The 24985-nt window shown below is 63.8% G+C and carries 18 protein-coding genes; 11 read left to right on the top strand and 7 right to left on the bottom strand.

The annotated features are described in order from the left end of the window. Window positions 1-97: 97 nt before the first annotated feature. Entirely contained in the window at window positions 98-1621 is a 1524-nt protein-coding gene (locus tag H7A19_11190) for a tryptophan 7-halogenase (protein MCP5475390.1), read from the bottom strand. Window positions 1622-1789: 168 nt separating this feature from the next. Between H7A19_11190 and ubiA the strand changes: the two genes are divergently transcribed. Beyond that, entirely contained in the window at window positions 1790-2677 is an 888-nt protein-coding gene (gene ubiA / locus H7A19_11185; protein ID MCP5475389.1) for a 4-hydroxybenzoate octaprenyltransferase, read from the top strand. A 493-nt stretch (window positions 2678-3170) separates the two neighbouring features. Here the strand turns inward: ubiA and H7A19_11180 are convergent, their stop codons facing one another. Together H7A19_11180 and H7A19_11175 are read right to left on the bottom strand one after the other, a co-directional pair. After that, a complete protein-coding gene (locus H7A19_11180) occupies window positions 3171-3944 on the bottom strand; it encodes an ABC transporter permease (protein MCP5475388.1) in 774 nt (257 codons plus the stop codon). After that, window positions 3941-4864, bottom strand: coding sequence for an ABC transporter ATP-binding protein (locus tag H7A19_11175; protein ID MCP5475387.1), 924 nt, complete (start codon window positions 4862-4864; stop codon window positions 3941-3943). The genes H7A19_11180 and H7A19_11175 overlap by 4 nt, the downstream gene beginning before the upstream one ends. A gap of 236 nt (window positions 4865-5100) precedes the next feature. On the opposite strand from H7A19_11175, the gene H7A19_11170 reads away from it, so the two are divergent. Next, window positions 5101-5583 (top strand): hypothetical protein, encoded by a 483-nt coding sequence (locus H7A19_11170; GenBank protein MCP5475386.1) that lies wholly within the window; start codon window positions 5101-5103, stop codon window positions 5581-5583. A 100-nt stretch (window positions 5584-5683) separates the two neighbouring features. Here H7A19_11170 and H7A19_11165 read toward each other — a convergent pair whose 3' ends face one another. Continuing rightward, a complete protein-coding gene (locus H7A19_11165; GenBank protein MCP5475385.1) occupies window positions 5684-6196 on the bottom strand; it encodes a DNA starvation/stationary phase protection protein in 513 nt (170 codons plus the stop codon). A gap of 141 nt (window positions 6197-6337) precedes the next feature. Here H7A19_11165 and H7A19_11160 point away from each other — a divergent pair, with 141 nt between their 5' ends. Further along, window positions 6338-7306 carry a YafY family transcriptional regulator gene (locus H7A19_11160; GenBank protein MCP5475384.1) on the top strand — a complete coding sequence of 323 codons (969 nt, stop codon included), beginning with the start codon at window positions 6338-6340 and terminating at the stop codon, window positions 7304-7306. Between the two features lie 249 nt (window positions 7307-7555). On the opposite strand, the gene H7A19_11155 is transcribed toward H7A19_11160, so the two are convergent. Then, window positions 7556-7741 carry a hypothetical protein gene (locus H7A19_11155; protein ID MCP5475383.1) on the bottom strand — a complete coding sequence of 62 codons (186 nt, stop codon included), beginning with the start codon at window positions 7739-7741 and terminating at the stop codon, window positions 7556-7558. Window positions 7742-8398: 657 nt separating this feature from the next. Between H7A19_11155 and H7A19_11150 the strand changes: the two genes are divergently transcribed. The 4 genes from H7A19_11150 (at window position 8399) to H7A19_11135 (ending at window position 14234) form a co-directional block, all read left to right on the top strand. Next, on the top strand, window positions 8399-9382 hold the full coding sequence (locus H7A19_11150) for a hypothetical protein (GenBank protein ID MCP5475382.1): 984 nt from the start codon (window positions 8399-8401) through the stop codon (window positions 9380-9382). Window positions 9383-9741: 359 nt separating this feature from the next. After that, window positions 9742-10485, top strand: a complete 744-nt coding sequence (locus H7A19_11145) for an alpha/beta hydrolase (GenBank protein MCP5475381.1) — start codon at window positions 9742-9744, stop codon at window positions 10483-10485. Between the two features lie 122 nt (window positions 10486-10607). Further along, window positions 10608-10808 (top strand): hypothetical protein, encoded by a 201-nt coding sequence (locus H7A19_11140; protein MCP5475380.1) that lies wholly within the window; start codon window positions 10608-10610, stop codon window positions 10806-10808. Between the two features lie 150 nt (window positions 10809-10958). Beyond that, on the top strand, window positions 10959-14234 hold the full coding sequence (locus H7A19_11135; protein ID MCP5475379.1) for a glycosyl hydrolase: 3276 nt from the start codon (window positions 10959-10961) through the stop codon (window positions 14232-14234). 16 nt (window positions 14235-14250) lie between these two features. Here H7A19_11135 and H7A19_11130 read toward each other — a convergent pair whose 3' ends face one another. After that, window positions 14251-16401, bottom strand: coding sequence for a hypothetical protein (locus H7A19_11130; protein ID MCP5475378.1), 2151 nt, complete (start codon window positions 16399-16401; stop codon window positions 14251-14253). A 472-nt stretch (window positions 16402-16873) separates the two neighbouring features. Here H7A19_11130 and H7A19_11125 point away from each other — a divergent pair, with 472 nt between their 5' ends. Continuing rightward, entirely contained in the window at window positions 16874-17680 is an 807-nt protein-coding gene (locus H7A19_11125) for a trypsin-like serine protease (protein MCP5475377.1), read from the top strand. 459 nt (window positions 17681-18139) lie between these two features. Further along, complete coding sequence (locus H7A19_11120) at window positions 18140-18697, top strand: dihydrofolate reductase family protein (GenBank protein ID MCP5475376.1); 558 nt, start codon at window positions 18140-18142, stop codon at window positions 18695-18697. Here the strand turns inward: H7A19_11120 and H7A19_11115 are convergent. Further along, entirely contained in the window at window positions 18679-21786 is a 3108-nt protein-coding gene (locus H7A19_11115; protein MCP5475375.1) for a diguanylate cyclase, read from the bottom strand. The two genes, H7A19_11120 and H7A19_11115, sit on opposite strands and share 19 nt — an antisense overlap. A gap of 369 nt (window positions 21787-22155) precedes the next feature. Here H7A19_11115 and H7A19_11110 point away from each other — a divergent pair, with 369 nt between their 5' ends. Together H7A19_11110 and H7A19_11105 are read left to right on the top strand one after the other, a co-directional pair. Next, the gene (locus H7A19_11110; protein MCP5475374.1) at window positions 22156-22974 is read left to right on the top strand and encodes a viroplasmin family protein; all 819 of its coding nucleotides are present in this window, start codon (window positions 22156-22158) and stop codon (window positions 22972-22974) included. Window positions 22975-23333: 359 nt separating this feature from the next. Further along, window positions 23334-24920: an AbgT family transporter gene (locus H7A19_11105; GenBank protein MCP5475373.1), complete on the top strand. Its 1587-nt coding sequence runs from the start codon at window positions 23334-23336 to the stop codon at window positions 24918-24920. Window positions 24921-24985: the final 65 nt, after the last annotated feature.

Below are 24985 nucleotides of genomic sequence, written 5' to 3'. Positions count from 1 at the left end.
TGGTGCCCCTCGCGGCCGCCGGCGCGAAATCGTTCGTGGCGAAACCAAACACCACGCGCGCCGGAGCCGCGCTACCTCCGGGGTAGGCCGGGCCCTCTCACGCCACCCTGATCTCTCTCAACGCCTGATCATGCGGCGGGAAATTCAGGGCGCAGCGCTGCACGAAATCGCGGATGCGGGCCATGTCATAGCGGGCGGCCTTTGCGCTGGGCGGGATCAGCCGTTGCGGAGGTGGGTATTGACCATAGCCGCCAAGCAGGCAATGCCAGCTGGCTGCGGCGTAATAGCGCTCGATGCCTTGCCGCTGCAGTTCCGGAACCAGATCCTGGCCGTCGTGCCAGACCTGCAGAACCTGCTTGAGCGAATCGGAGAGCGCCGTATTGGCGGCGTTGTCGCGCCAATAGGCGGTGTCGTTGCGTGAATTCACCTTGTAGTGGCAAACGATGTAGTCGCGGATACCCTCGAATCGCGCATTGACGGCCGCGTTGAAGGCGTCCTGATGCTGATGGCTGAAACCCCCGGCCGTGTAGGCCTCGATGAAGTTCTCGACCGTTTCCTGTACCAGGTGCAGCGCAGTGGCTTCGAGCGGCTCGATGAAGCCTTGCGACAGGCCCACCGCCAGGCAGTTGCGCGCCCAGTGCTGCGCTACCCGACCGACCTTCATGCCCAAGTGTCGCAGCGGCGGGCCGTCCTCGGGCAGTCCGAGGTGCTGCCGCAACTCGTTCTCGGCGGCGATCTTCGACAGATAGCGCGAGCTGTAGACATAACCGTTGCCGACCCGGTTGGTCAGGGGAATGCGCCAGGCCCAGCCGGCGCTGAGCGCCGTGGCAGTGGTTTGCGGGGCGATTCCATCGGCGTCCACGGGTGTGGGCGCCACGACCGCCGAATCGTTGTAGAGGTTGTCGCTGAAGGCACGGAAGGGCACGCCGAGGCTGCCCTGCAGCAATAGCGAACGAAACCCGGTGCTGTCGACGAAGAAATCGCCCTCGATCCGGCGCCCATCGTCAGTGTGCAGCGCCAGGATGTCGCCGCTCTCGGCCTGTTCAACCCGCGCGACCGTGCCCTCGACATAGGCCACGCCACGCGCGCAGCAGTGTTCGCGCAGGAAGCGCCCGATCAGCTGCGAATCGAAGTGGTAGCCGTAGTAGCTGCGGAAGGGGAAGTTTCTTGCCGGCAGCGGCGCCAGCTTCTGGCGGGCCAGTTCGGTGGCGAGGAAGAACGGGTCCGGATGGCCTTCGACGTCGGCCCCGCGGCGGCGGATGACGCTGTTGAAGAACAGCGCAGGCGCGGTGCGATCGTCGGTCTCGCTGGGAAAGGGATGGAAGTAATGCTCGAAACCGGCCCGCGTCGACCAATGGCGAAACTCGATGCCGACCTTGTATGTGGCGTTGCAGCGCGGCATCCACTCGGTTTCGGCGATGCCCAGACTGTCGAAAAAGGCCTTGAGCTGGGGCGTGGAGCCTTCGCCTACACCGATGATGCCGATATCCGGTGATTCCAGCACCTGGATGGATGGCCGACGATCAGCCCAGCGCGTAGCCATCAGCGCGGCAGCCATCCAGCCGGCGGTGCCGCCGCCCAGAATCACGATCCGCAAGGGGCGATCGCCCGGTTCACTCATGATTTGCACCACCCGGGTACTGATTTGTACCGAGCATAGCGGTGCATGCATTTGGCGGCATCCGCGATCGGTCGGGCATGGCAGAATCAAGCCATGGCCAAGCCCAACAAGAACCGCCGGGTGTCACGACCGCATTACCGCCTGGTGGAGACCGCGGCCGGGCGACACATGCTGGCCACCGGCGACACGCGCGAGTCGCGCTGGCCCGCCTACGCGCGGCTGCTGCGTCTGGATCGGCCTATCGGCATCCTGCTGCTGCTCTGGCCGACGCTGTGGGCGCTATGGCTGGCGGCGGGTGGCTTGCCGCCGATCGGCATCCTGGCGATCTTCGTGGCCGGCGTGGTGCTGACCCGATCAGCCGGCTGTGTCATCAACGACTACGCCGATCGATGGCTGGATCCCGACGTCGAACGCACCAGGGACCGGCCGCTCGCCAGTGGCGAGGTTTCCGGCCGAGAGGCCTTGATCATTTTCGTGGTCTTGATGCTGACGGCGCTGGGCCTGGTCTTTCTGACCAACCGACTGACGATCTGGCTGGCGGTGGTCGCGGCCGCGCTGGCGGTCAGTTATCCGTACATGAAGCGCCACATCTGGTTCCCGCAGGTGGTGCTGGGCGCTGCCTTCAGCATGTCGATTCCGATGGCTTACACCGCGCTGGAGGTGGAGATCGGACCCATCACCATTCTGCTGTTCTGCGCCAATCTGCTGTGGACCACGGCCTACGACACCCTCTACGCGATGGTCGATCGCGAAGACGACATCAAGGCCGGCGCGCGCTCGACCGCCATTCTCTTCGGTGAGCTGGACCTGATCGCCACCGGCATCCTGCACGGCTCGGCGCTGGTGACGCTGGCCTTGATCGGCCAGCGCAGCGAGCTGGGCTGGTCCTGGTGGGCAGGTCTGGGCGTGGCCGCGGCCCTGATGAGCTGGCAGCTCTGGCGCGCCCGCGAACGCGAGCGCAGCGCCTGTTTCGCGGCCTTCCTCAACAACAACTGGGTGGGCGCGGTGATTTTTGCCGGACTGGCGGTGGCGCTGGCCATCGCACCGGCGGCCTAGGTCGTCTGAACGGGGACGGTTGGTCGCGAAAGCCGGAATGTCGTGGTACCCGTTGCCAGAAGCGGGACGCGAAGGACGCGAAGGAAAAGCAGAAAGAACGCAGAGCAGAGGCCACATCATGGATGGGTTTCGCGCACGACTCAGCGTCATTGCGAGCCACCTGTGTCGGCCCAACACTGCGCACGGGCCATGAACCCGCCGTCGTAGGTCATGTTGTCCGCGTCAGCGGACTACGTGACATCGAGTTGCGTCACGTAGCTCGCTGCGCGAGCAACGTGACCTACAACAGCAAATCAACAATTTGCGATATGGGTTCATGGAGAGTCGCGTGTGTCGGCCCGACACTGCCTGCGGACAATGAACCCTGACAGGCACGGAGCGGCTTTGAGGAGGGACGCGCGCCTGCGCGGCCGCTCTTGATCTCCGCTCAGCGCAAAGCGGCGCCGCGGCTCGGCGCCCTCCATGGGAGCTGCCCGCCTGATCTTGCCGCCACTCAGGCGCGCAGGCCCACGCCCTTGTTCAGCAGTCGCAAGCAGAAAGCGCCGAGTACCGCGATGGCCACCAGCATGATGGCGAAGGCGGCGCCGATGGGCACGTCGCTCTCGCCGAGCACGCCGTAGCGGAAGGCGTTGACGGTGTACAGGATGGGATTGGCCATCGACACATTGCGCCAGAACTCGGGAAGCAGGCTGACCGAGTAGAACACGCCGCCCAGGTAGGTCAGCGGGGTCAGGATGAAGGTCGGGATGATCGAGATGTCGTCGAACTTCTTGGCGTAGACCGCGTTGACGAATCCGGCCAGGGAAAACAGCACCGAGGCCAGGACCACGCTGGCCATCATCACCAGCGGGTGGGCAATCGACAGATCGGTGAACAGCAGCGCCACGCACAGCACGATGGCGCCGACCATGCAGCTGCGCATCACGCCGCCGCTGACATAGCCGGCCAGAATCACCCAGTTGGGCGTGGGCGAGACCAGCAGTTCCTCGACATAGCGGCCGAACTTGCTGCCGAAGAAGGAGCTGACCACATTGGCGTAGGCGTTCTGGATGACGCTCATCATGACGAGCCCGGGCACGATGAAATCCATGTACTGATGGCCGCCCATCTCGCCGATGCGCTTGCCCACCAGCTGGCCGAAGATCAGGAAGTACAGGGTCATCGTGATCGCCGGCGGCACCAGGGTCTGGCCCCAGATGCGCAGGATGCGATTGATTTCCTTGATGACGATGGTCTTGAACGGGACCCAGCGTACGGCAGTGCTCATGCGGCCACCGGCGGTTTTTCGAGCAGGCGCATGAACAGCTCCTCCAGGCGATTGGCCTTGTTTCGCATCGAGCGCACACCGATACCGGCGGCGGTGAGTGCCGCGAACAGCCCATTGAGTTCGGTGCCGCGCGGCACCTCGACTTCGATGGTGGTGTCATCCACCCGGTGCACCACGCAGCCGGGCAGTTCCGGCGCCGTGGTCAGCGCCGAGGCCAGGTCGAAGACAAAGGTCTCGACATCCAGCGTGGCCAGCAAGGCCTTGACCGTGGTGTGGGTGATGATGGTGCCATGGTCGATGATCGCCACATTGCGGCACAGGCTCTCGGCTTCTTCCAGATAATGGGTGGTCAGGATCACGGTGGTACCGGCGCGATTGATCTCGCGCAGATAGGTCCACATGGAGCGGCGGATCTCGATGTCGACGCCAGCGGTCGGCTCATCCAGGATCAGCAGACGCGGCTGATGCATCATGGCCCGGGCAATCATCAGCCGGCGCTTCATGCCGCCCGACAGCGTGCGCGAAGCCACATCGCGCTTGTCCCAGAGCGACAGCTGCTTCAGATATTGCTCGGCGCGGCTGCGCGCCAGGGCCCGGGGCACACCGTAGTAGCCAGCCTGATTCACCAGAATCTCGAAGGGCTTCTCGAACTGGTTGAAATTGAACTCCTGCGGCACGAGGCCAATGTGGGACACCGCGGCACTGCGCCGGTCGACCACGCTGTCGCCGAAGATCAGCACATCGCCCTCGGAGGGTCGCACCAGCGAGGCGGCAATGCCGATCAGCGTCGATTTGCCGGCGCCATTGGGGCCGAGCAGGGCGAAGAAATCCCCTTCATCGACGTTGAGCGAGATGCCCTTGAGCGCCTCGACGCGCCCGGCGTAAGTCTTCTTGAGGTTGCGTACAACCAGCGCGGTCATTCGCGCCTCGGGGTAGCCATGGAAGCCGACAAGTATAGGCGAAGGCGGGTGCCGGCTTGGTTGAGGTGATGGCTTTGCCCGGTGATAGGCCGGTGGGGGAGTGGGGAAGAGGAAAAAGGAAAAAGGAAAAAGGAAAAGGGGAGGCCGCCTGCCGCTACCTTGACTGGACGGCGAATGCATTGGCAGCAATTTGGGTCTGACGAGGTATGCGCTCACGCGAGACCGGATTTCCTGGCATGACTCCGCTTTCGCGGCTTAGCCGCTATAACAGCGGCATGTCACATCACGCCGTCCTGGTATTGCATCTGCTGGCCGCCGCGGTCTGGGTGGGCGGCTACGTGTTTCTGGTGCTGGGCTATGCGCCCGAGGCGCTGCGCACGCGTGACCCCCGCGGTCTGGTTGACGCCCATGCGCGGCTGCAACGGGTGGGGTTGCCGGCGCTGGTGGTCGTCATCGTCAGCGGCCTGTGGCTGGCCTGGAACTGGTTGCCGGACTCGACGCTGTGGTTCGAGTCCAGCCTGCCCATCGCAAACGTGATCCTGGCCAAACTCGGACTGCTGGCACTGACCCTGCTGTTGCTCACCTACCTGCGCCTGCGGGTGCTGCCCACGCTGATGCCGGCCCGGATTTCGCGGCTGGCGCTGGTGCTGTCGTTGATCGCCCTGGTCGGCGTAGCCGCTGCAGCCATCGGACCGAGCTTCCGCTACGGCGGATTCTGAGTCGCACAACTGGCGACACCTGATCCTGTGGGAGCGGTTTGTTTGATGCGCGATCAAGCACTGCCAGCAGCGGCTGCGACTCCACGGCCTACCGCCAGCCCTATTCGAGCAGACTGCGCAGCATCCATGCCGTCTTCTCATGCAGCTGTATGCGCTGGGTCAGCAAGTCGGCGCTGGCTTCGTCGTTGGCTTCGCCCACCAGGTCGTATAGGCCGCGGGCTGTGCGCACCACCGATTCCTGACCGCTGACCAGGTCGGCGATCATTTCTTCAGCCTTGGGTACTCCCGGAACTTCCTTGATCGAGCTCAGCCGCGCGTAGTCGGCGTAGGTGCCAGGTGCCGGTGCTCCAAGCGCGCGGATGCGTTCGGCGATCAGATCCACGGCCAGGGCCAGTTCGGTGTACTGGGTTTCGAACATGGTGTGCAGGGTCTGGAACATCGGCCCGGTAACGTTCCAATGATAATTGTGGGTCTTCAGATACAGCGTGTAGGTGTCGGCGAGCAGGCGAGAAAGGCCCTCCGCGATCTGCATGCGGGTTTCGGTGGGAATGCCAATATCGATTTTCATTGCTACTCCTTGGGCCAGTGCTTGTCCTCTTGTATCTGCCTGCATGTTTGACGAATTCAAGTCCTCGATGGACTTGCTGTCTACCAGCTTGCTCCAGACCCGCTCGACGGGGGCCGCGTATCCGGTTCTGCTGCAGGTAGGATTGCACTGCGCGATTCGGCGCATTGCTCTCGGCGGAATGTCTGTATGGATCGCTATGAACGCATCGTCCGTCTGCATCGACTGCTGCGGCACAACCGCACCGGGGTCTCGCTGGAGAAACTGATGGACGAGATCGAGGCCTCGCGGGCCACGGTCTATCGCGACATCGCCTTTCTGCGTGATGCGCTCGGCGCGCCGATTGAAACCGATGTCGATACCCATCGCTTCAAGTACAGCAGCGATGAGGAACACAGCTTCGAATTGCCCGGATTGTGGTTGTCGCCCGATGAGGTCTACGCGCTGCTGGTGGCGCGTCAGGCGCTCAGCGCCCAGAGCGAAGGCGCGCTGGCCGAGGCCCTTGGTGATCTGGGCCCCAGGCTCAAGGGCCTGGTCGGCGATCGGGTCGATCATCTGGGACGCATCCGGGTGATCCGCCAGGCCAGCCGCCAGCTGGACGACGCCACCTTTCGAAGCGTCACCAGCGCGGTGCTGGAGCGCAAGCGATTGAGCTTCAGCTATCGCGCCCGTTCCACCGGTTCCGGCAGCGTGCGTGACACCTCGCCGCAGCGGCTCACCCACTACCGCGACAACTGGTATCTGGACGCCTGGGACCACGACCGGCGCGGCCTGCGCAGCTTTGCGCTGGACCGGATCAGCGCCGCTCAGGTGCAGACCAGGAACGCCGACGACTGGCCCGAGGCCGAACTGGATGCGCACTTTGCCGCCAGCTACGGCATCTTTTCCGGCCCCGCCAGGGCCTGGGCCACGATTCGCTTTTCCTCACATGCTGCGCGCTGGGTGGCCGACGAGCGCTGGCACTCGCAGCAGAAGGGCCGCTTCCTGCCCGATGGCCGCTTTGAACTGCAACTACCCTTCGGCAACGCCCGTGAGCTGCTGATGGACGTGCTGCGCTACGGCCCCGATGCCGAAGTGCTGGCGCCGGTGTCGCTGCGCGAAGAGATGAAGCAGCTGTTGACCCTGGCCCTCACCGGCTACGGATCGCCGCCACGCTGACGCCGAGAGCCCCGCTGAGCCGCTGCGGCGCACAACGGGCTGTGGGCCGCTCTCCATGAACCCCTATCGCAAGTTGTTGATGCGTCATTGCGAGGAGCGCAGCGACAAAGCAATCCAGGGTAGCGCCGCACACCCCTGGATTGCTTCGCTACGCTCTCCATGAACTGCATTCCGGCGCAGGCCTCCGGGGTTTCGGGTTGCTGTCGTGGAGGGCGCTGCGCTGCGGCGCCGCTTTGCGCTGAGCGAAGATCAAGAGCGGCCGCGCAGGCGCGCGGCCCTTCTCAAATCCGCTCCGTGCCTGCCAGGGTTCATGGCCCATGGGTACACAAACACCAGACCCGGCTTGCCTGCACCAATCTTGCTCAGATCCGCATCAAAACTCCTTGGCAAATTCAGCACGGCCAGCGCCACCATCCCGACAATGAACAGGGCCATGGCGCCTCGCCTCCACCATCGATGGGCTACTGCGGGTCCAGTGTGTTCATGCATCGGCGACTCCTTTGAGATTTTGGAGCTGAAGTGCGCCGCCGGAGGAAGGGTGGGGGTGTGCCGTCCCGCGCCGTCCACGGCCAGGTGGGTAGGGACAGGGAAGCCCGGCGCTCCTGCGCCACGCCGTCGCAGCATGGCGCTTGCGTAGTCAGACTGGCGCCAAGATGAACGCCCCTGAAGCCCAAATCGCGTCGGCGAATTCTGGGTGTCCTACCTTCGCCACCGTTTTCCACTGCCACCAGATGATTGCCGGGTGCTCGTCGGCGCCCTCGGCCGAATCCGTCTTTTTATCTCGCCGCCCGCGGGCTTCCGCGCATTTTCCGCTTCGAATCTACGTCCGAACTTCTGCGCACCCGCGGGTGTCTGAACTCCCGCGTCTGAACTTCCGCGCACCACGGGCTGCACGAGGGAACCCCCACACAGTCGCCGCCGTGGCGACTGGTTAGTGCGCCCGGCAAGCTCGGCGCATCAGTCACAGATTCCACATGCGGCCGCTTTCAAAGCTGGCTCCACCGTGCTGTCTCGACCACGCGTGAAGACTGGAACAACAGTCCAGACGCATGTTTCACCATCACACGCTTCATGTCCTTGGAGATTCATCAGATGAGAAAACTGGTTTCGCGACTTGCCGGCGTGTGCTTGCTCATCTTGGCCGCGACCGGGTTCGCGCAGGAACATAGGGAAAGCGGTCGCGCCGAGATCGTGCGCGAGGCCGTGAAGATCATCTCGGGCAATGCCTACAAAGCTTCAAGCGTCGATTGGCAAAAGGCGGAAGCCACCGCGCTTGAGATACTGGCGTCCGACGATTCAAGCGCAGGCTTGAATGCAAGCGTCCAATATCTGGTCTCGGAACTCGAAGACGGACATTCGAGTTACCGACCCGTCGAGAACGGCGCGAAGTCGCCCATGGCCCAGGGATTCACCCCGGCCCCCTTGGCTCCTCGGCCCATAGGAGAGCGCATCGAAAGTTCCGGACGGTTTCCGCTCATCCGTGTCAATGCTTGGGGCGGAGTGAATGCCGGCGCAGCCATTACAGCTGCAGCCACGCTTCGGGATGTGCTGAATATATCGCTGGACGACGACGTCTGCGGCCTCGTTCTCGACTTCTCCGCGAACAGCGGCGGAAACATGTGGCCGATGCTCGCGGGCTTGTTGCCGATCTACGCCGAGGGATCGCTGGGAACCTTCGAAGGGGCCGATGGCAAGCGCGTGTCGATCGTCTCCAGCGGCAACAGCATTGCACTCGACGGGCGACCGCATTTTCTGAACGTGCCGCAGTTGCCCATGCCGCGATTCCTTCCGTCGCATATTGCGATCCTCATCGGGCCACGCACGGCAAGTTCCGGAGAGATTGTTGCCTTGTTGCTGGCGGCACAGGCCAACAGCCGCACCTTCGGAGCGGCGACAGCCGGGCGCTCCTCGGCAAACCGTGTTTTCACGATGTCAGATGGCAGTGCGTTGGTGCTGACTACTGCCGCGACCATCGACCGGAATGGGCTGAAGCATTGGGAGCCGATCACGCCTGATGTCGAGTCGAGCGACGCCGTTGAGGCCGCTTCGTCGTGGCTCGCCGGCCAATGCGAATGACCTAGCGGCGAGCTACGAAGCCCGCGCAGGATGCGTTGAGGCATGAAACGCATCGGTCGAGGTTTGGGCAACTTTGGCGCTCGAGTGATGATTGCCGGGTGCTCGTCGGCGCCCTCGCCGGACTCCGCCTTTTGTCTCAAGGCGCCAGCCCCGATCATGCAGCAGGCGGCTTCTGCCCAGCGTGGGCTATCGTGAGCGTCCACGCGGAGGGAGTGATGTTGAATCATCAAGAGAGACGCTTTTCGATTGGGTGGCGGGCTTCTGCAGTCCTGATTCTCTCCCTGATCGCTGCCTGCGCACCCACCGGTTCAGCTCAACCGTCGGAGCAAGTCATTCTCGTTCGGAATGGGGATGCACGGTTGCGGGTGTTCGTCGAAGGCAGCGGACCGGCGATCGTCTTGTTGCCGGGACAAGGGCGCGGGCCACGGGGATACGATGCGCTCACGAAGCAGCTGGTCGCGGCGGGCTACCGGGTCGTGCGCCCGGAGCCACGGGGATTTGGTGAGAGTGTGGGTCCGGTCGAAGGTCTTACGCTTCGTGATAACGCGCTGGATGTGACAACGACGATCGAGAAGGTCCGTGCCGCTCCTGCCATCGTCGTGGGATTTGCTTACGGCAACCGTGTCGCCCGAATGATTGCGAGTGAGCGACCGGATCTGGTGCGCGGCGTCGTCCTTGTCGCCGCTGGCGGCAAGTACCCGCCGAAGCCCGAGGTGCTCGCCGCCTTGCGCAAGGTGCAGGACCGGAGCTTGCCTCTGGCTCAACGGGCCGAGGCCGCGCGAACGGTGCTGTACGGACCCAGGAGTCAGATCAGCGCGGAAGACATGCATCTGGACGATGTGTCGGCGACGACCATCAAGGCGCAGTCGCTGGCGGCGACCGTGCCCCTGGAGGCGTGGTGGGACGGCGGCCAGACACCCATGCTCGTGCTCCAGGGGCTGCACGATGTGATCGCGCCGCCCGAGAACGGCCGCTCCCTGAAACGCGATCATCCAAAGCGGGTCACGTTGGTGGAATTCGAAGACCTAGGCCATGCGATGTTGCGCGAGCGTCCGGATCTGGTCGGGGACGCGATCCTGGGTTGGGTCGGGACACTGAAGTGATCATCCACGGCCGCAGCCGGCAGCACCGGCAGCGTGGTAGTGCACGAGGCGGCGATTGCATCCATCCACAAGGGCGTCGCGAAGCCCGATCATCGGGTCGATCAGACCGTGGAAGTTGATCAGTGAAGTTGTGGCTGTTGAGGCTCTGGGCTTCACCCAACAGTCTGCTGGGCTTGTGCCTGGGCAGCGCCGGAATGCTGTTTGGCGCCAATCCGCTGCGCGATTCCGCGAGCGGAATTCTCTGTTTCGTCAACATGCCCGTTTGGCTGATGCCCAGTGGCGCGCACGCAAGGCTGCGACGACGGCGCCTGCGAGCGGCCTGAGAAGTCCCCGCAGACCGATTGCCCGGGGCGAGCGAATTCTCCGACCGTGCCGATTGGCCGGGGCGGCTCCGAGCGAAGTTCTCGTATCCTCGGGCGCGTTCGCTTGAAGGAGATGTCGCCATGCCGAATCCGCGCTCATCACGAGCCTTGATGAAACTGCCGGTCTTGGTGCTGGCGACACTCATGGCCATGTCGGTATCGGCTCGCGACATCAAATCCGAGAGCGCGGACTCGTCGCCGCTGAGATCCGAGACCTTTGCCGGCTTGTCGCTGCGTGGGATTGGTCCGGCGATGATCTCCGGTCGCGTTGCCGATCTGGCAGTCGATCCGAGTCATAAATCCACCTGGTATGTGGCTGCGGCGACCGGTGGTTTGTGGAAGACCGTGAATGCCGGCACCACCTGGAGTCCGATCTTCGACGATCAGGGCTCCTATTCGCTGGGTTGCGTCACCATTGATCCGAACAACCCGCTGGTGATCTGGGTGGGTAGTGGCGAGAACAATGCGCAGCGCAGCGTGTCCTATGGCGATGGCGTCTACAAATCGCTGGATGGCGGCACCACCTGGACCAATATGGGGCTGAAAAGCTCCGAGCACATTTCCAGGATCGTGGTTGATCCGCGTGATTCCAATGTGGTCTGGGTGGCCGCGCAGGGGCCACTGTGGTCAGCCGGTGGCGAACGCGGCCTGTTTGTCACCCGCGATGGCGGCCTGACCTGGAGCAAGGCCTTCGAGACCTCGGAGAACACGGGTGTTACCGAGGTGCATCTGGATCCGCGCAATCCCGATGTGATGTTTGCCTCTACCTATCAGCGACGTCGGCACGTCTGGACCGTGATCAACGGCGGTCCCGAGTCGGGCCTGCGCAAATCCACGGATGGTGGTCAGACCTGGCGCCAGATCAGCAATGGATTGCCGAAGAGTGACATCGGGCGCATTGGCCTGGCGATCTCCCCGGCCGATCCGGACACGATCTACGCGGTGATGGACGCCGCTGGCAAGGATGGCGGTCTGTACCGGTCCACCGATGCCGGCGAGAACTGGGAAAAGCGCTCCGACTATGTGACCAGCAGTGGGCAGTACTACAACGAACTGTTTGCAGATCCCAAGGTGGTCGATCGCTTCTACTCGATGGACACCTGGATGCAGGTCAGCGACGACGGCGGCAAGACCATGCGTCGGGTTGGCGAGAAGCACAAGCACGTCGACAATCACGTGCTGTGGATTGATCCCGACAACACCGACCACCTGCTGGCCGGTTGCGATGGCGGCGTCTATCAGAGTTTTGACCGCGGCGGCACCTGGCAGTGGTTCCGCAATCTGCCGCTGTCGCAGTTCTACAAGGTCGGGCTGGACAATGCCGCGCCGTTTTACAACATCTACGGCGGGACTCAGGACAACAACTCGGTCGGCGGGCCGTCGCGCACGCGCACCACCCACGGCATCGTCAATTCCGACTGGTTCATCACCCTGGAAGGCGATGGTTTCCAGACCGTGGTTGATCCCACCGACGAGAACATCGTCTATTCCCAGGCGCAGCATGCAGTGCTGGTGCGTTATGACCGGCGCACCGGCGAATCGGTGGACGTGCAGCCGCAGGCCGGCGCCGATGAGACGCCGTTGCGCTGGAACTGGGATTCGCCGGTGATCATCAGCCCGCACCAGCACACGCGACTGTATTTCGCCGCGCAGCGTGTGTTCCGCAGCGATGACCGCGGCAATTCATGGACGCCTGTCAGCGGCGATCTGACCCGACAGATCGACCGCAATCAGCTCAAGGTGATGGGCCGTGTCTGGGGTGTGGATGCGGTGGCCAAGAACGCCTCGACCTCCTTCTACGGCAACATCGTGGCACTGGACGAGAGCCGCATGACCGAAGGCTTGCTGGCGGTTGGCACCGATGATGGATTGATCCAGATTTCCGCCGATGGTGGCGACAGCTGGCGCAAGATCGACCGCTTCCCTGGTGTGCCCGAGCGCACCTACGTGTCGCGCGTGCTGTTCTCGCAGCACGCTGCCAACACCGTGTATGCCGCCTTCGACAATCACAAGAATGGTGATTTCAAGCCCTATCTGCTGCGCAGTACTGATCTTGGCAAGAGCTGGCGTGCGATCACCACCGGCTTGCCCGAGCGCGGCAGTGTTTACGCGCTGGTCGAGGATCATGTGCAGGGCTCGCTGCTTTTTGCCGGTACCGAATTCGGCCTCTACTTCAGCCCCGATCAGGGCCAGCGCTGGATCCAGCTCAAGGGCGGCATGCCGACCATCCAGGTGCGCGATCTGGCCATTCAGCGAAGGGAGAATGATCTGGTCGCGGCAACTTTCGGCCGCGGTTTCTACGTGCTTGACGACTATTCGCCGCTGCGCGAGATCAGCGCGGCAACGCTGAGCCAGCCGGGCCTGCTGTTTCCGGTCAAAACGGCCTTCACCTACGCGCAGAGCGCGCCTTTCGGCTTGACCGGCAAGGGCTTCAACGGGGATCAGTTCTTCGTGGCGCCGAATCCGCCGCTGGGGGCGACCTTTACCTACTACCTCAAGGACGAGCCGCAAACGCGCCAACAGGCCCGCCAGAAAATCGAGAAGGCGCGTGCGGAGAAAGGCGAGGACACGCCGTACCCATCCTGGGATGCGCTCAAGCGTGAGGATCGCGAAGAGCCGCCAGTGGTGGTGCTGACGGTCAGTGATGCTGATGGCCAGGTCGTGCGCCGTATCGAAGGGCCGGCCAAGGCGGGTCTGCAGCGGGTCAGCTGGGATCTGCGCTATCCAGCGCCTGATCCGACCAATTTGCTACCGGTCGAGCGCGATCCCTGGTTCCCGGATCCGGCCGGTCCACTGGTGGCGCCGGGGCAGTATCGGGTGTCGATGGCGCTACGCGTGGATGGGGCCATGCAATCGCTGGGCGAGCCACAGGCTTTCGCTGCAGCGCCTTTGGGTGGAGACAGCCTGCCGCCCGCAGATCGGGAGGCGCTGCTGGCCTTCCAATTGCAGACCAGCGAGTTGCAGCGCGCGGCACTCGGCGCCGTCAGCGCCGCTGGCGAGGCGCAGATTCGCATCTATCATCTCAAGCAGGCGTTGATGGACGCGCCGCGCGCAGATCCAGCGCTGGCCGCGCGCGCGCGCGAACTCGAAGGGCAGCTCAAGGACCTGCAGGTGGCATTGGTGGGCGATTCAGTGCGGGCCAGCAAGGGCGAGCCCACGCCAAGCACCATTCTTTCGCGCGTCAGTCAGGTGATCTACGGCCACTGGTATTCCAGCGCCGACGCCACCGCAACGCATCGGCGAAACTACGAGATCGCAGCCGAGCAGTTCGGTCCTGTGCTGGCGCAACTGCGGCAGCTGATCCTGACCGATCTGGTGGCCCTGGAGAATTCCGCGGAAGCCGCCGGTGCGCCGTGGACACCAGGTCGGGTGCCGAACTGGAAGTAGCGCCGCGACCGGGATTTCAATCCTCGAATCCGTCGACCCAGATTTCGCCAGCTGCACGGATGATCGCGGGTCGGATCTGGCGGTGGTCCAGCGGCGAACCGATTGCCGCATAGACGGCGCCATTGTCGCTCCAGACGCCCCTTACATTGCTCGCACCGCGCGCCCAAACTTGCGGCACGCGCAGCGACAGATCGGGCTCGACCACGTGTGTGGTGAGTATCCAGTTGTCATTGTCGACGCGATCCTGGCCAACCAGCAGCAGGCGTCCCTCCGCATCCACCCGTCCAGCGCCGATATTCAGCAGGTTCGGGCTGACGTGGCCCAGCTGGGTTTGGCCAAGGAGGACACCGTCCGCCAGTCGATGCTGGCTGACCATGACCGGTGCCGACCCGAACACTCGATAGACAAGCTCCGAACCCAGAAACAGCTCGTCGACTTCATTCGGTGCAGTCGAGCGCGGCAGCAACCAGCGTACTTCGCCATCTGCCGAGATCAGTCGCCAGTTGGACATTCCAAGGAGCACAGCGGAACCATCCGCCTGAGGCAAGAAGTTGCTCTCGCCGTCTATCAGCGGCGCCGAGTAGCGCTGTGTTCCGTCGCGGCGCGTTCGCACCAGCGCGCCCTGGAATACCTTCAACAGCTCGCCATCGCGGCTGATCGCACGTTGTCCACCGCAGGGGCCACTCACCAGCGGATTGAGGCCCGCAACCGTCACCACGATCACTCGACATTCGCCCGGCGCCCCCGGAACCACATTGCTGTCCAGGAAGGCCTCGCCAGCCTGCCCTGCATGAAAGCGCGGGAACTGTCCCGCTTGCACATATGCTGTCAGATCCTGGCTTCCGATCTCCTCGCCGGTGGCGGCAAAACGCACTGCGCTCTGGTCGCGGATGGTCCACACGCCATCGGTGTCGGCAGCCAGAATGCTGAAATCCCCAAGCCGACGCCAGAGCTCGCGGCCCTGGGCGTCGGTTGCGATCAAGAGCGAATTGACGCGACTGGCCAGGGTTTCATAGTCGCTGGCAATCAAGTAGCGCAGCGCGCCGCCTTCTGCATAGCGCGTGAGCGCGATGCGAGGCACCCCCATCAAGGGATCAACGCGCTGCAGGACCAGATCGGCGTCAAACTGGGCGATGCCCAGCTGCCCCGCGTCGTCCTGCCAGGCTGATACGACGATCTTGTTGTCGTCAATCGCGGCCAGCTGCAGCGGACGCAGCGTGGGGCCGGTGTTGACGACGGCACCGAGGCTGCCATCCGACTCGTAGCGCAGCAGTTGTTGCTCGGCGATGGCAAAGATGCGCCCTGCAGCATCCAGGTCGAAGCCATGGAAACTGGTCGAACCTGGCGCCTCGATCACGGAAGGTGCCGGCTGTCCCGTGCGCCACCGCAACAGGCGACCATCGTTGGTATCGATCACCGTGCTGCCACCGCGCGCGATCAAGCGCGTGTCCGGGTATGCGGAAACCACGGTATCGAGGTGTCCCGTTGGCAGTTCATTGCCATCGACATCGTAGCGCCGCAGCAGGACTCTTGCGCCGCCGGGATCAGTCGTTGCGAACAGCGCGTGGATTTCACCGCCTTCGCTCGCCAGCCGTGCCGACCAAGAGATGCTGTCGGGGGTGTCGATGACATGACTCCAGAGCAGTTGCCCCGCTACATTGGCGAGGCCTATCCAGGGGCGCTGATTGCCAGCGCTGCCCGCGACCACGACACGGTCGCCGACGGTGACCAGGGCGTAGGCGTCCAGATCAGTTCCAGAGGGCAAGGGCAGGGGCAGCGGATCCTGCTGCACGCCAGCAGCGTCGATCACCAGCACGCCATTGCCGCTGTCGCGCACGAAGGTGCTGCCGTTGGCGGTCGTTGCCAGGGCATAACAACCCGGATCCTGGAGGGTGGTCAGCTGCAGCGGACCGGTTCTGAACACAGGGCGGAAGTTGGCGTCATAGCGCAGCAAGCGGCAGTCAGACAGCACCGTCGTCGAACCGTCGCCGGCAGGCACTGCGGTGGTGCGGATGCCTGCAGAGACAGCGAAGCTGGATTCGGGAAGCGCAGTTTCAGGGCCCTCGCCCCAGTGGCCTCTGGCCAGATGCAATGTTCCGCTGGCGCTGACCATCCGGTACTCACTGGACCCTGGTCCGTTCAGCAAGGCATGGGAACGGCCGAGCATTGGCCTCGGCGCCGCAGGCCAATGCGCAACGAGTTGTTGCGAGGAATACTGGGCAAAAACGTCCAGCGCCAGCGCCCACAAGAGCAGAAATCCAACAGTTCTCACAGGCCACCCTGGCAAATTTGCATTTTGCTACACTACGACGCTGGTCTGGTCTGTTCAACCCAGTCGGAAGTCGCGCTGGCCCTCCACTGCCATCGCCGACGAAGGTGCAAGCTGTGTCCCGATCAGGGTGGCACCTGCATGGTTCCAACGTGCGGATGCCACCGCTTGCCGCGCACGGGGCTCGGTCTGGGCTTTGCGCTTGGCCGAAAGTGGGATCCGTCTGCCGGCTTCGGTATGGTTTGTCGTTGCTTTTCTCGGCGCGCGCCCCTTCCCGTGTTTCGGGTGAACCAGGGACTGCTTCGCCGAATTGGCTTGTGGCCGGAGGCGAGAAGATTCATGTTTGCAGCCTGCGTCAAAGGAACCGCGTATGCCCAGACTCTTGTTGCTCGCGCTGCTGCTGGTGCCCTTCAGTGCCAGCGCAATCGTCATTCGAGACGACGTTGACGACTCGAAGTATCGAGTGCCGGCATCCGAGTTTCCGGCGCTGGTGGATTTGCCGGGAGAAGGGCATGGCGTGCTCATTGCCCCGCAATGGGTGGTCACCGCTGCGCATGCGATCGGCTGGCAAGCCGAGATCAAGCAGGTGACCATCGATGGGAAACCGAGAGACGTGGAGCGTTGCCTGACGCACCCCGGATACCGAAAGCCACCTCAGGATCTGCTGGACCAGGCACTGGCCACTTGGGACTGGACGCTGTTCAGAGTACTGCTCTCCTCCTCGGATGACATTGCCTTGTTGAAACTGGCGGAGCCAGTAACCGACGTCGCGCCGGTTGCCATCTACCAGAGTGACGACGAGTTCGGGAGGATCATCAAGATTCTGGGCAAGGGCGCTACCGGTGACGGAGTGAGTGGTTACGAGTTCAGCAGTTCCCACCGCACGGAGCTGCGACTGGCGCAGAACAAGGTGAGCAGCGCTCATGGTCGCTGGTTCTGCTACCAGTTCGACCAGCCCTCGAACGCTCTGCCCCTGGAGGGCGGGTCAGGCAGCGGTGACAGTGGCGGGCCCGTTCTCATGCAGGTCGGCGAAGATCAACGATTGGCTGGACTCACCTCCTGGAGCGACCCCCAGAGCACCGTGAGGATCCCTGGGCGCTATGGTCAGATCAGCTGCAATGTACGCCTGAGCCATTACATTGCCTGGATTGAAGGCGTCATCTCCTCGCAGCCTTGAATGGGAGTGAGGTGGCGAAGCGCGCACTGATTGCGGTGGGCGCAGGTCAATGCCGATGACCGGATCGTCCAGCAGGCTCTGTAGTTCGGGCATCCTCGGCGCCGGTCACAGCGCGCGGGCGATGACAGTGATAGGGCGATCGCCAGCAGCGTCGCCGCGACCGGCAAACGCCGACGGGCAGATGCCGCCGAGTCCGGAGCAGGCATTGGCTGCGCGTGGGGCGCAGGCGGCGTGGGTTCCGTTGCCGCGATCGGCTCGTCGGCCATCGCCAAGGGTGCCGCCCCCACCTCAACCAGGGTCACGGCTGCATCCAGTCGAACACCAGTTGGAGCCGAACCATGACTGCACAGGCGAATGCCCAGCCACTGGGCGCTCGTACGATGCGGTCTGGCGCGTTCATGGCATCCTGCGCGCAGGACGATCGGCGGGAACGCGGTCAGATCTAGAACGGAGCACAGCATGGGAATCCTGACTTTCAGCATCAACCTCACGCTGGATGGTTGTGTCGACCACCGGGAAGGCATTGCCGACGAGGAAACCCATGCGTTTTTCACCCAGCTCATGGACCAGGGCGGGGCGATGCTGTGGGGGCGCAGCACCTACGAGATGATGGAGGCCTACTGGCCGGCAGTCGCTCGCGGCGAGGTCGAGGCGCCGCCCGCGATGCGCGATTGGGCCGTCAATCTGGAGGCCAAGCCGAAGTACGTGGTGTCGTCGACACGAACTGACTTCCCGTGGTCGAACAGTCATCACATCTCTGGCGACCTGCGCACTGGGATACAGACGCTCAAGCAGGCCACGCCAGACGGCGTGCTTCTGGGGAGTGGCAAGCTGGCCACCGAATTGGACCGGCTGGACCTGATCGACGAGTACCGATTTCTCGTCCACCCCAGAATCGCGGGCCACGGTCCGAGTCTGTACGCGGGCGGGCTGCCGAGCACGAGACGTCTGGATCTGGTTTCGGCGAAGGCGCTGCGCAACGGCGCCATCGCCGTGCACTACCGGCGTGCGGGCTGACCCGCATCGGGATCGACATTGTCAGTGGCGGCACAGACGCGATTTCTACCCTTGGCCTTGCCGCGGTAGAGGGCATCGTCTGCCCGTCGGATGCAGTGCTGCAGTGACTCGCCGTCGTGCAGCTGGCTGGCGCCGAAGGTCATCGTCAGCGCCAGTGACAGACCCTCCATCACCACCGGCTCGCTCTCCACGGCGCGTCGGCATTTTTCGGCGACAAGCAGGGCTGCGTCCAGATCGGATTCCGGCAGCAGGACGATCATTTCCTCGCCGCCCCAACGGGCGACCATATCCTGGGCGCGGACGGCAGTGCTCAAGCGGCGGGCAATCTCCTGCAGTACTCGATCTCCGCTTTCATGGCCGTGCGTGTCATTGATCGACTTGAAATGATCAATATCGCCCATGACGATCGAGAGCGGTTGGCGCGAGCGCGGAAGGCGACAGGCTTCGCGATCGGCGGCTTCGAGAAAAGCGCGACGATTGGGCAGGCGCGTCAACGGGTCGCTGTAGGCCAGCTTTGCCAGTTCCGCATTGGCAGCGGCCAGTCCCTGGGTTCTTTCCTGGACCAGCGCCTCAAGCTGTCTTGCCCTTGCGTCCAGATGCCTGATTCGGATCAGGTAGAGCGTGTACAGGCCGAGCGCGGCGAGCAGCACCAGCGCCGTGCGAAACCCGATGGTTTCGTGGAATGCGGCAGCCACGTTGATCGGATAGGCCAGCACGTGGGGGCTCCAGTCGCCCGACCGATTGCTGGCCTTGACCCGCAATGTGTAGCTGCCAGGATCCAGATTGGTGAAGGTGGCCAGCCTGCGCTCGGCAGACATGTCGATCCAATCCGGGTCGTAGCCCTCCAACTGGTAGGCATAGCGCAGATTCGGCGGGTCCGAATAGTCCAGGGCGGCAAACTCGATCGAAAACCCACGCGCCTGGGGCGACAGCATCAGGGGTGCAGGTTGCGTTCCGGGGTGCGGCACCCCATCGACCTCCAGCGCGGTGATCCTCACCGGCGGCTGATAGTCCCAGCGCTGGAAGCGCTCTGGATGCACGATCAGCAATCCGCTCTGGCCGCCGAACAGCAGACGCCCGTCGCGGGTGCGCGTGTAGGCGCCGATCCAGCCGCCGCCCACATCGAAGCCGTCGGCGCGGGTGAACTGGTTGATCTGATTCTTGCCGAGATCTATGCGGGCACCGATATCCCAGATGCTGCCGTCATCCGCCACCACCAGGTTGCCGGCCAGAGGTTCAGGCCGCCGATTCAGCAACGCGTTGACGGATTCAAATCTGGCGCTGTGGCCGTCCCAACGGGATAGTCTGTCGATGCCCAGGGCCGTCGCCACCCAGAGCACGCCTTGCGGGTCAACGACGAGTCCGTTCACATCGTTGTGCGTCAGCGAACCGGGTTGATGGCTGTCGCTGCGCAGCGTCACCAAGGTATCGGCGCCGGGTGCCAGCGCGTACAAGCCATTGTCGGTGCCCGCCCACAGCGTTCCGTCGGGCGTGATCGCCAGCGGGTGCACCGAACCCGCGAACGGAATCTGCGGTGCCTCCCGGGTGGCGTAGGTCCGGATCTGACCCGAGGCCGGATCGAGCCGCTGCAAACCGCTGTTGGTACCGATCCAGAGTGCCTGATCCGGTGCTACCAGCAAGCTCTGGATCTGCGCCTGCCCATTGCCGGTGCTGAGCGACCATGGGGTGAACTGACCCGTGTGGCGATTGTGGCTGAGCAAGCCGGCTTGCCGCGTGCCCACCCAGACGGTGTGATCCGGCGTTTGCGCCAAGGAGATGACGGATCCGTCCGGCAAGGCCCCGGCGTGGTCGGCGGCGGGTCGTATTCCGCCCACCACACCCAAGTCGAGATCGAGAATGTCGATGCCGTTACCGTCGGTACCCACCCAGATCTGGCCGTCATCCAGCTCCAGCACGGCGTGGATGTCTTCCATGCTCAGCGAGCGTGGGTCGTCGGGGATGTGCCTCAGCATGCGAAAGGCCTGGTTGCGCGTATTCACCCGGTTCAAACCGCCGCCCCAGGTGCCTATCCACATCAGACCCGATTGGTCTGACAGCAAGGCACCAATGGTGTTGAGACGGAGGGTGGTTCCCACGCTGGGCCGGTGTTGCAGTCGTCGGATCACGTCCCCACTGGCAGGGTCGAGCACATCGATGCCGCCGCCATAACTTCCTGTCCAGAGTTCTCCCTGGGATGACCACGCAAAACTCGAGACCCATGGGTGGCTGAGGCCCTGGTCGCCACCCAGCGAAAGCACGGACAGCCCGGTTCCGTCCGCAGACACCCAGCCGGCGCCGAGCGCGCGGCTGCCCCACCAGATCCGTCCACCCGGGTCCTCGAACAGCGCCCAGATTTCCTGTCCTGCCAGCGGGCTGGGCCTGGTTGGGCTCGATCCCACCACTTCAAATCGATCGGAGCCTGGCACCAGTCGGCTGATGCCGTCCCAGCTGCCCACCCACAGCGTGCCCTGGCGATCCAGCAGCAATGAGCGCACGTGGACCTGCTCGTCCAGCGCGTCATCGGTACCGGAGGCGGCATGCCGAATCAGTCCTGGCTGGCCGGCTGTCCACCGGTACAGGCCTTCATCGCTGCCAATCCAGACCCCGCCCTTGCCATCGGCCGCAAAAGCATCGACCCGGCCCTTGGACAGGCTGCCGGGTGTGTCGGGAGCTGGTGCAAACGGAGTGTATTCCTCGGTGCGCGGATCCAGTACGCCGGCACCATCGCTATTGGTGCCCACCCAGAGGCGCCCGTCCGGCGCCAGCCACAATCGGCGCACGAAGACGCCGCCGGACAACTCGCTGTCTTCGCCGCGCAAGGCCAACCGACGGAAGCGATACCCGTCATGGCGCAACAATCCGTTCTGGGTGCCAATCCACACAAAGCCGTCGGCATCCTGGGCCAGCGCGGTCACGATTCCATTCTGGATGGCGTCGTCGTCGGCGATCGATTGGACCAACTGCTCGCCCAGTTCCGCAGCGGCGGACAAAGGCCCGAACAGCGCGACAAGCGCGCACAGGCACGCGCTCAGGGCGTAGCGTGATACATGAGGCAGGACTGGCCCCAAACCTGGCAGGGCGTAGCGCATGCACTGCTTCCGGACTGCAGAACCCCTTCAAGACTAGCGCGTCAGGTGAGTCCCGGGTGGAATCCGCAAGCTTCATCCCGCGAGTTCCGCCCATTGCCTGACCAGACCGTTTCCCGTTTTAAATGGGCATATCCAGACTGGGCAGGAGGTGCACTATGCGCGGCCGCAGCGGGGCAGAAGCCTCATTTTGCGAGCGGACCTGATCAAGGCAAGGGCGCGCCCCGAGTACGCGCCTCTCCGCAACCCGCGCTGATCAGATGCCCGCCGATGATATTCTCGGCCGCCCGCGGGGTTCGGCAGCGGATGTGGGCGCCTGGGAACGGAGCGCGTCAGGGGTGGTGTTTGCCGACGGTTTCGAATGAGGGCATCGTGGCAGCGAAGTTCTACGTGGTTTGGGCAGGCAGAAAGCCCGGCATCTATCGCGACTGGGAGAGCTGCAGAGCTCAGGTAGACAAGTTCCCCGGGGCCCGATTCAAGTCCTTCGGCAGCCGGTCCGAGGCCGATGCGGCGTACAGCGGCAATCGCGGTGTTGTGGCTTCTACGGGCTGCACCTCTGCGTCTGCGGCCACGGCGTCAGCCGCTGTCGCCAAGGTGGCGAAAGCCGCCAAACGCAGCAGCGCCGCCAGATCACCCAAAACCTGGACCGCGAAAGACATCGCGGCGCTGCCCATCGATGTGAAGATCTACGCCGACGGCGGCTGCGAACCCAATCCCGGCCTGTCCGGCTCCGGCTTGGCGGTGTACCGCCAAGGGGCCTTGTCGGAACTCTGGTACGGCTTGCACCATCCGCGTGGAACCAACAACACGGCCGAGTTGAACGCCTTTCATCAGGCCTTGATCATCGCGAAGCAGGAGATCGACGAGGGCCAATCGGTGGCGATCTTCTGTGATTCCAAATACGCGATCCAGTGCGTCACCCAATGGGCCGAGGGCTGGAAGAGAAGAGGCTGGACCAGAGCCGGTGGCGAGATCAAGAACCTGGGGCTGATCCAGTCCATGTACGCCCTGCACCAGACACTGAAGGATCAGGTCAAGGTCATGCACGTCAACGGCCACGCTGGCGTGGAAGGCAATGAACTGGCCGATCGCATGGCTAACCTGGCCCGCCAAAGCCGGGCCAGGGATTGGCTCCGCTACAACCAGGCGCTGGATGTGACCGAGATACTGGCGATCAGTCAGCGGCCTTGAGGAGGGACGCGCGCCTGCGCGGCCGCTGTTGATCTTCCGGGACAACAAGCGCGGCGCCGCAGCGCGTCGCCCTCCACGGCAGCGGCTTGCATGGGCTTGAGGCGGGCGATCGCGCGTGTTCTCTGGGGCTGAGTGCCCATTTTCGGTAGGCGCTATCCTGGACGAGGCCGAGCCCCTGGCGCGCTGTCGTGGACAGCGCATCCAGGATCCTGGCCAACGACCTTCATGGGGTAGCCGCTGATGAAACTGGACAGCCCCGGGTCGAGAATTGCCCTGCGCTCACGAAATCTATGCCGGCAACACTGCATCCTGAGCGGCCAAGGCAGCACTTTCCGACGACTGATCCACGGGGTTCACACATGAGCGATTCGAGGTCGGCCGCCGCTGTGGCGCCGAAGGGACTCGTCTTCCGCCTGCTTGACCTGGTCGAGCGCGCGGGCAACAAGCTGCCCGATCCGGCGGTGTTGTTTCTGCTGCTGATGTTCGCGGTCTGGGCCTTTTCCTGGCTGCTTTCGGGCGTGAGCTTCACCGAGGTGGACCCGCGCAGCGGTGAGCCGATCCAGATCGTCAATCTGCTGGGTGGTGGCGCTCTGACCGCGTTCATGGCCAAGCTGGTCACCACCTTCGTGACCTTCCATCCGCTGGGTGTGGTGCTGGTGGCCATGCTCGGCCTGGGTGTTGCCGAGCACACCGGATTCATCAATGCCGGATTGCGGCGCATCTTGAGCCTGACCCCGGCGGCCTTGCTGACGCCCATGCTGATTGCCGTGGGCATCCTGAGTCATGTCGCGGTGGATGCCGGCTATGTGCTGGTGATTCCGCTCGGCGCGGTCATCTTCTACGCGGCAGGCCGGCATCCCCTGGCTGGCATCGCCGCCGCTTTCGCCGGCGTGTCCGGAGGTTTCTCGGCGACGCTGTTCCTGCCGTCCAGCCTGGATCCGCTGCTCTCCGGCCTCAGTCAGGCGGCGGCTCATCTCACCGACGCCAGCGTGCAGGTCAATCCGCTCAACAACTACTTCTTCACCACGGCCTCCAGCCTGTTGGTGATTGCGATCGGCTGGTACATCACCGACCGGGTGATCGAGCCGCGCCTGAAGTCGGCCGTGGTCGACGGCGACCAGTCGCAGATGCCGACGATGGAGGAACTGCGACCGGCCGAGAAGCGGGGCCTCAATGCGGCCCTGCTCGCCATGCTCATTGCCGGTGGCCTGTTCGTGCTGACCCTGTTGCCCGAAGCCACGCCATGGGCGGCACCGGCCGAGCAAGTGCCGGCCGGTCAAAGCCGCTTGCTGGTGGGGGCAGCGCCGGTGATGCAGTCGATCGTCGGGTTGATCTTCATCTTCTTCCTGATTCCGGGCGTGGTCTACGGCTACGTCGCCGGCACGGTCAAGAGCCACCGTGACGTCATCGCCGGCATGAGCAAGGCCATGAGCGGCATGGGCTACTACATCGTCATGGCCTTCTTCTGCGCCCAGTTCATCTACGCTTTCAGCCAGTCCAACCTCGGCGTGCTGTTTGCGATCAAGGGCGCCAATCTGCTGCAGACGATGGGTCTGCCTACCGCGCTGACGGTGGTTGGCATCGTCATGCTGTCGGCCTTCGTCAATCTGCTGGTGGGCTCGGCCTCGGCAAAGTGGGCACTGATCGGCGCGATCATGGTGCCGATGCTGATGCAACTGGGCGTTTCACCGGATCTGACCCAGGCCGCCTACCGGGTCGGCGACTCCAGCACCAACATCATCACGCCGCTGATGCCGTATTTCCCCTTGATTGTGGTGTTCTGCCAGAAATACGTGAAAGCCAGTGGTATCGGCAGCCTGCTGGCGCTGATGCTGCCGTATTCGGTGGCCTTGCTGGTCGGCTGGACGCTGTTCCTGGTGGGCTTCTGGGCGCTTGGTATCCCGCTCGGTATCGGCTCTTCCTTCAGCTACCCTGCGGCTGGTTGATCGGGGCTTTCCCCACAATCGCATCCTCAGCCCGGTTCAGTGCCCAGCCGACTACTGTATCGGCT

The organism is Rhodanobacteraceae bacterium (assembly GCA_024234055.1).
In the GTDB taxonomy this organism is placed as follows: Bacteria; Pseudomonadota; Gammaproteobacteria; order Xanthomonadales; family SZUA-5; genus JADKFD01.
The sequence above is the reverse complement of the archived record's forward strand: the minus strand, read 5'-3'. Positions and strand labels throughout refer to the sequence as shown.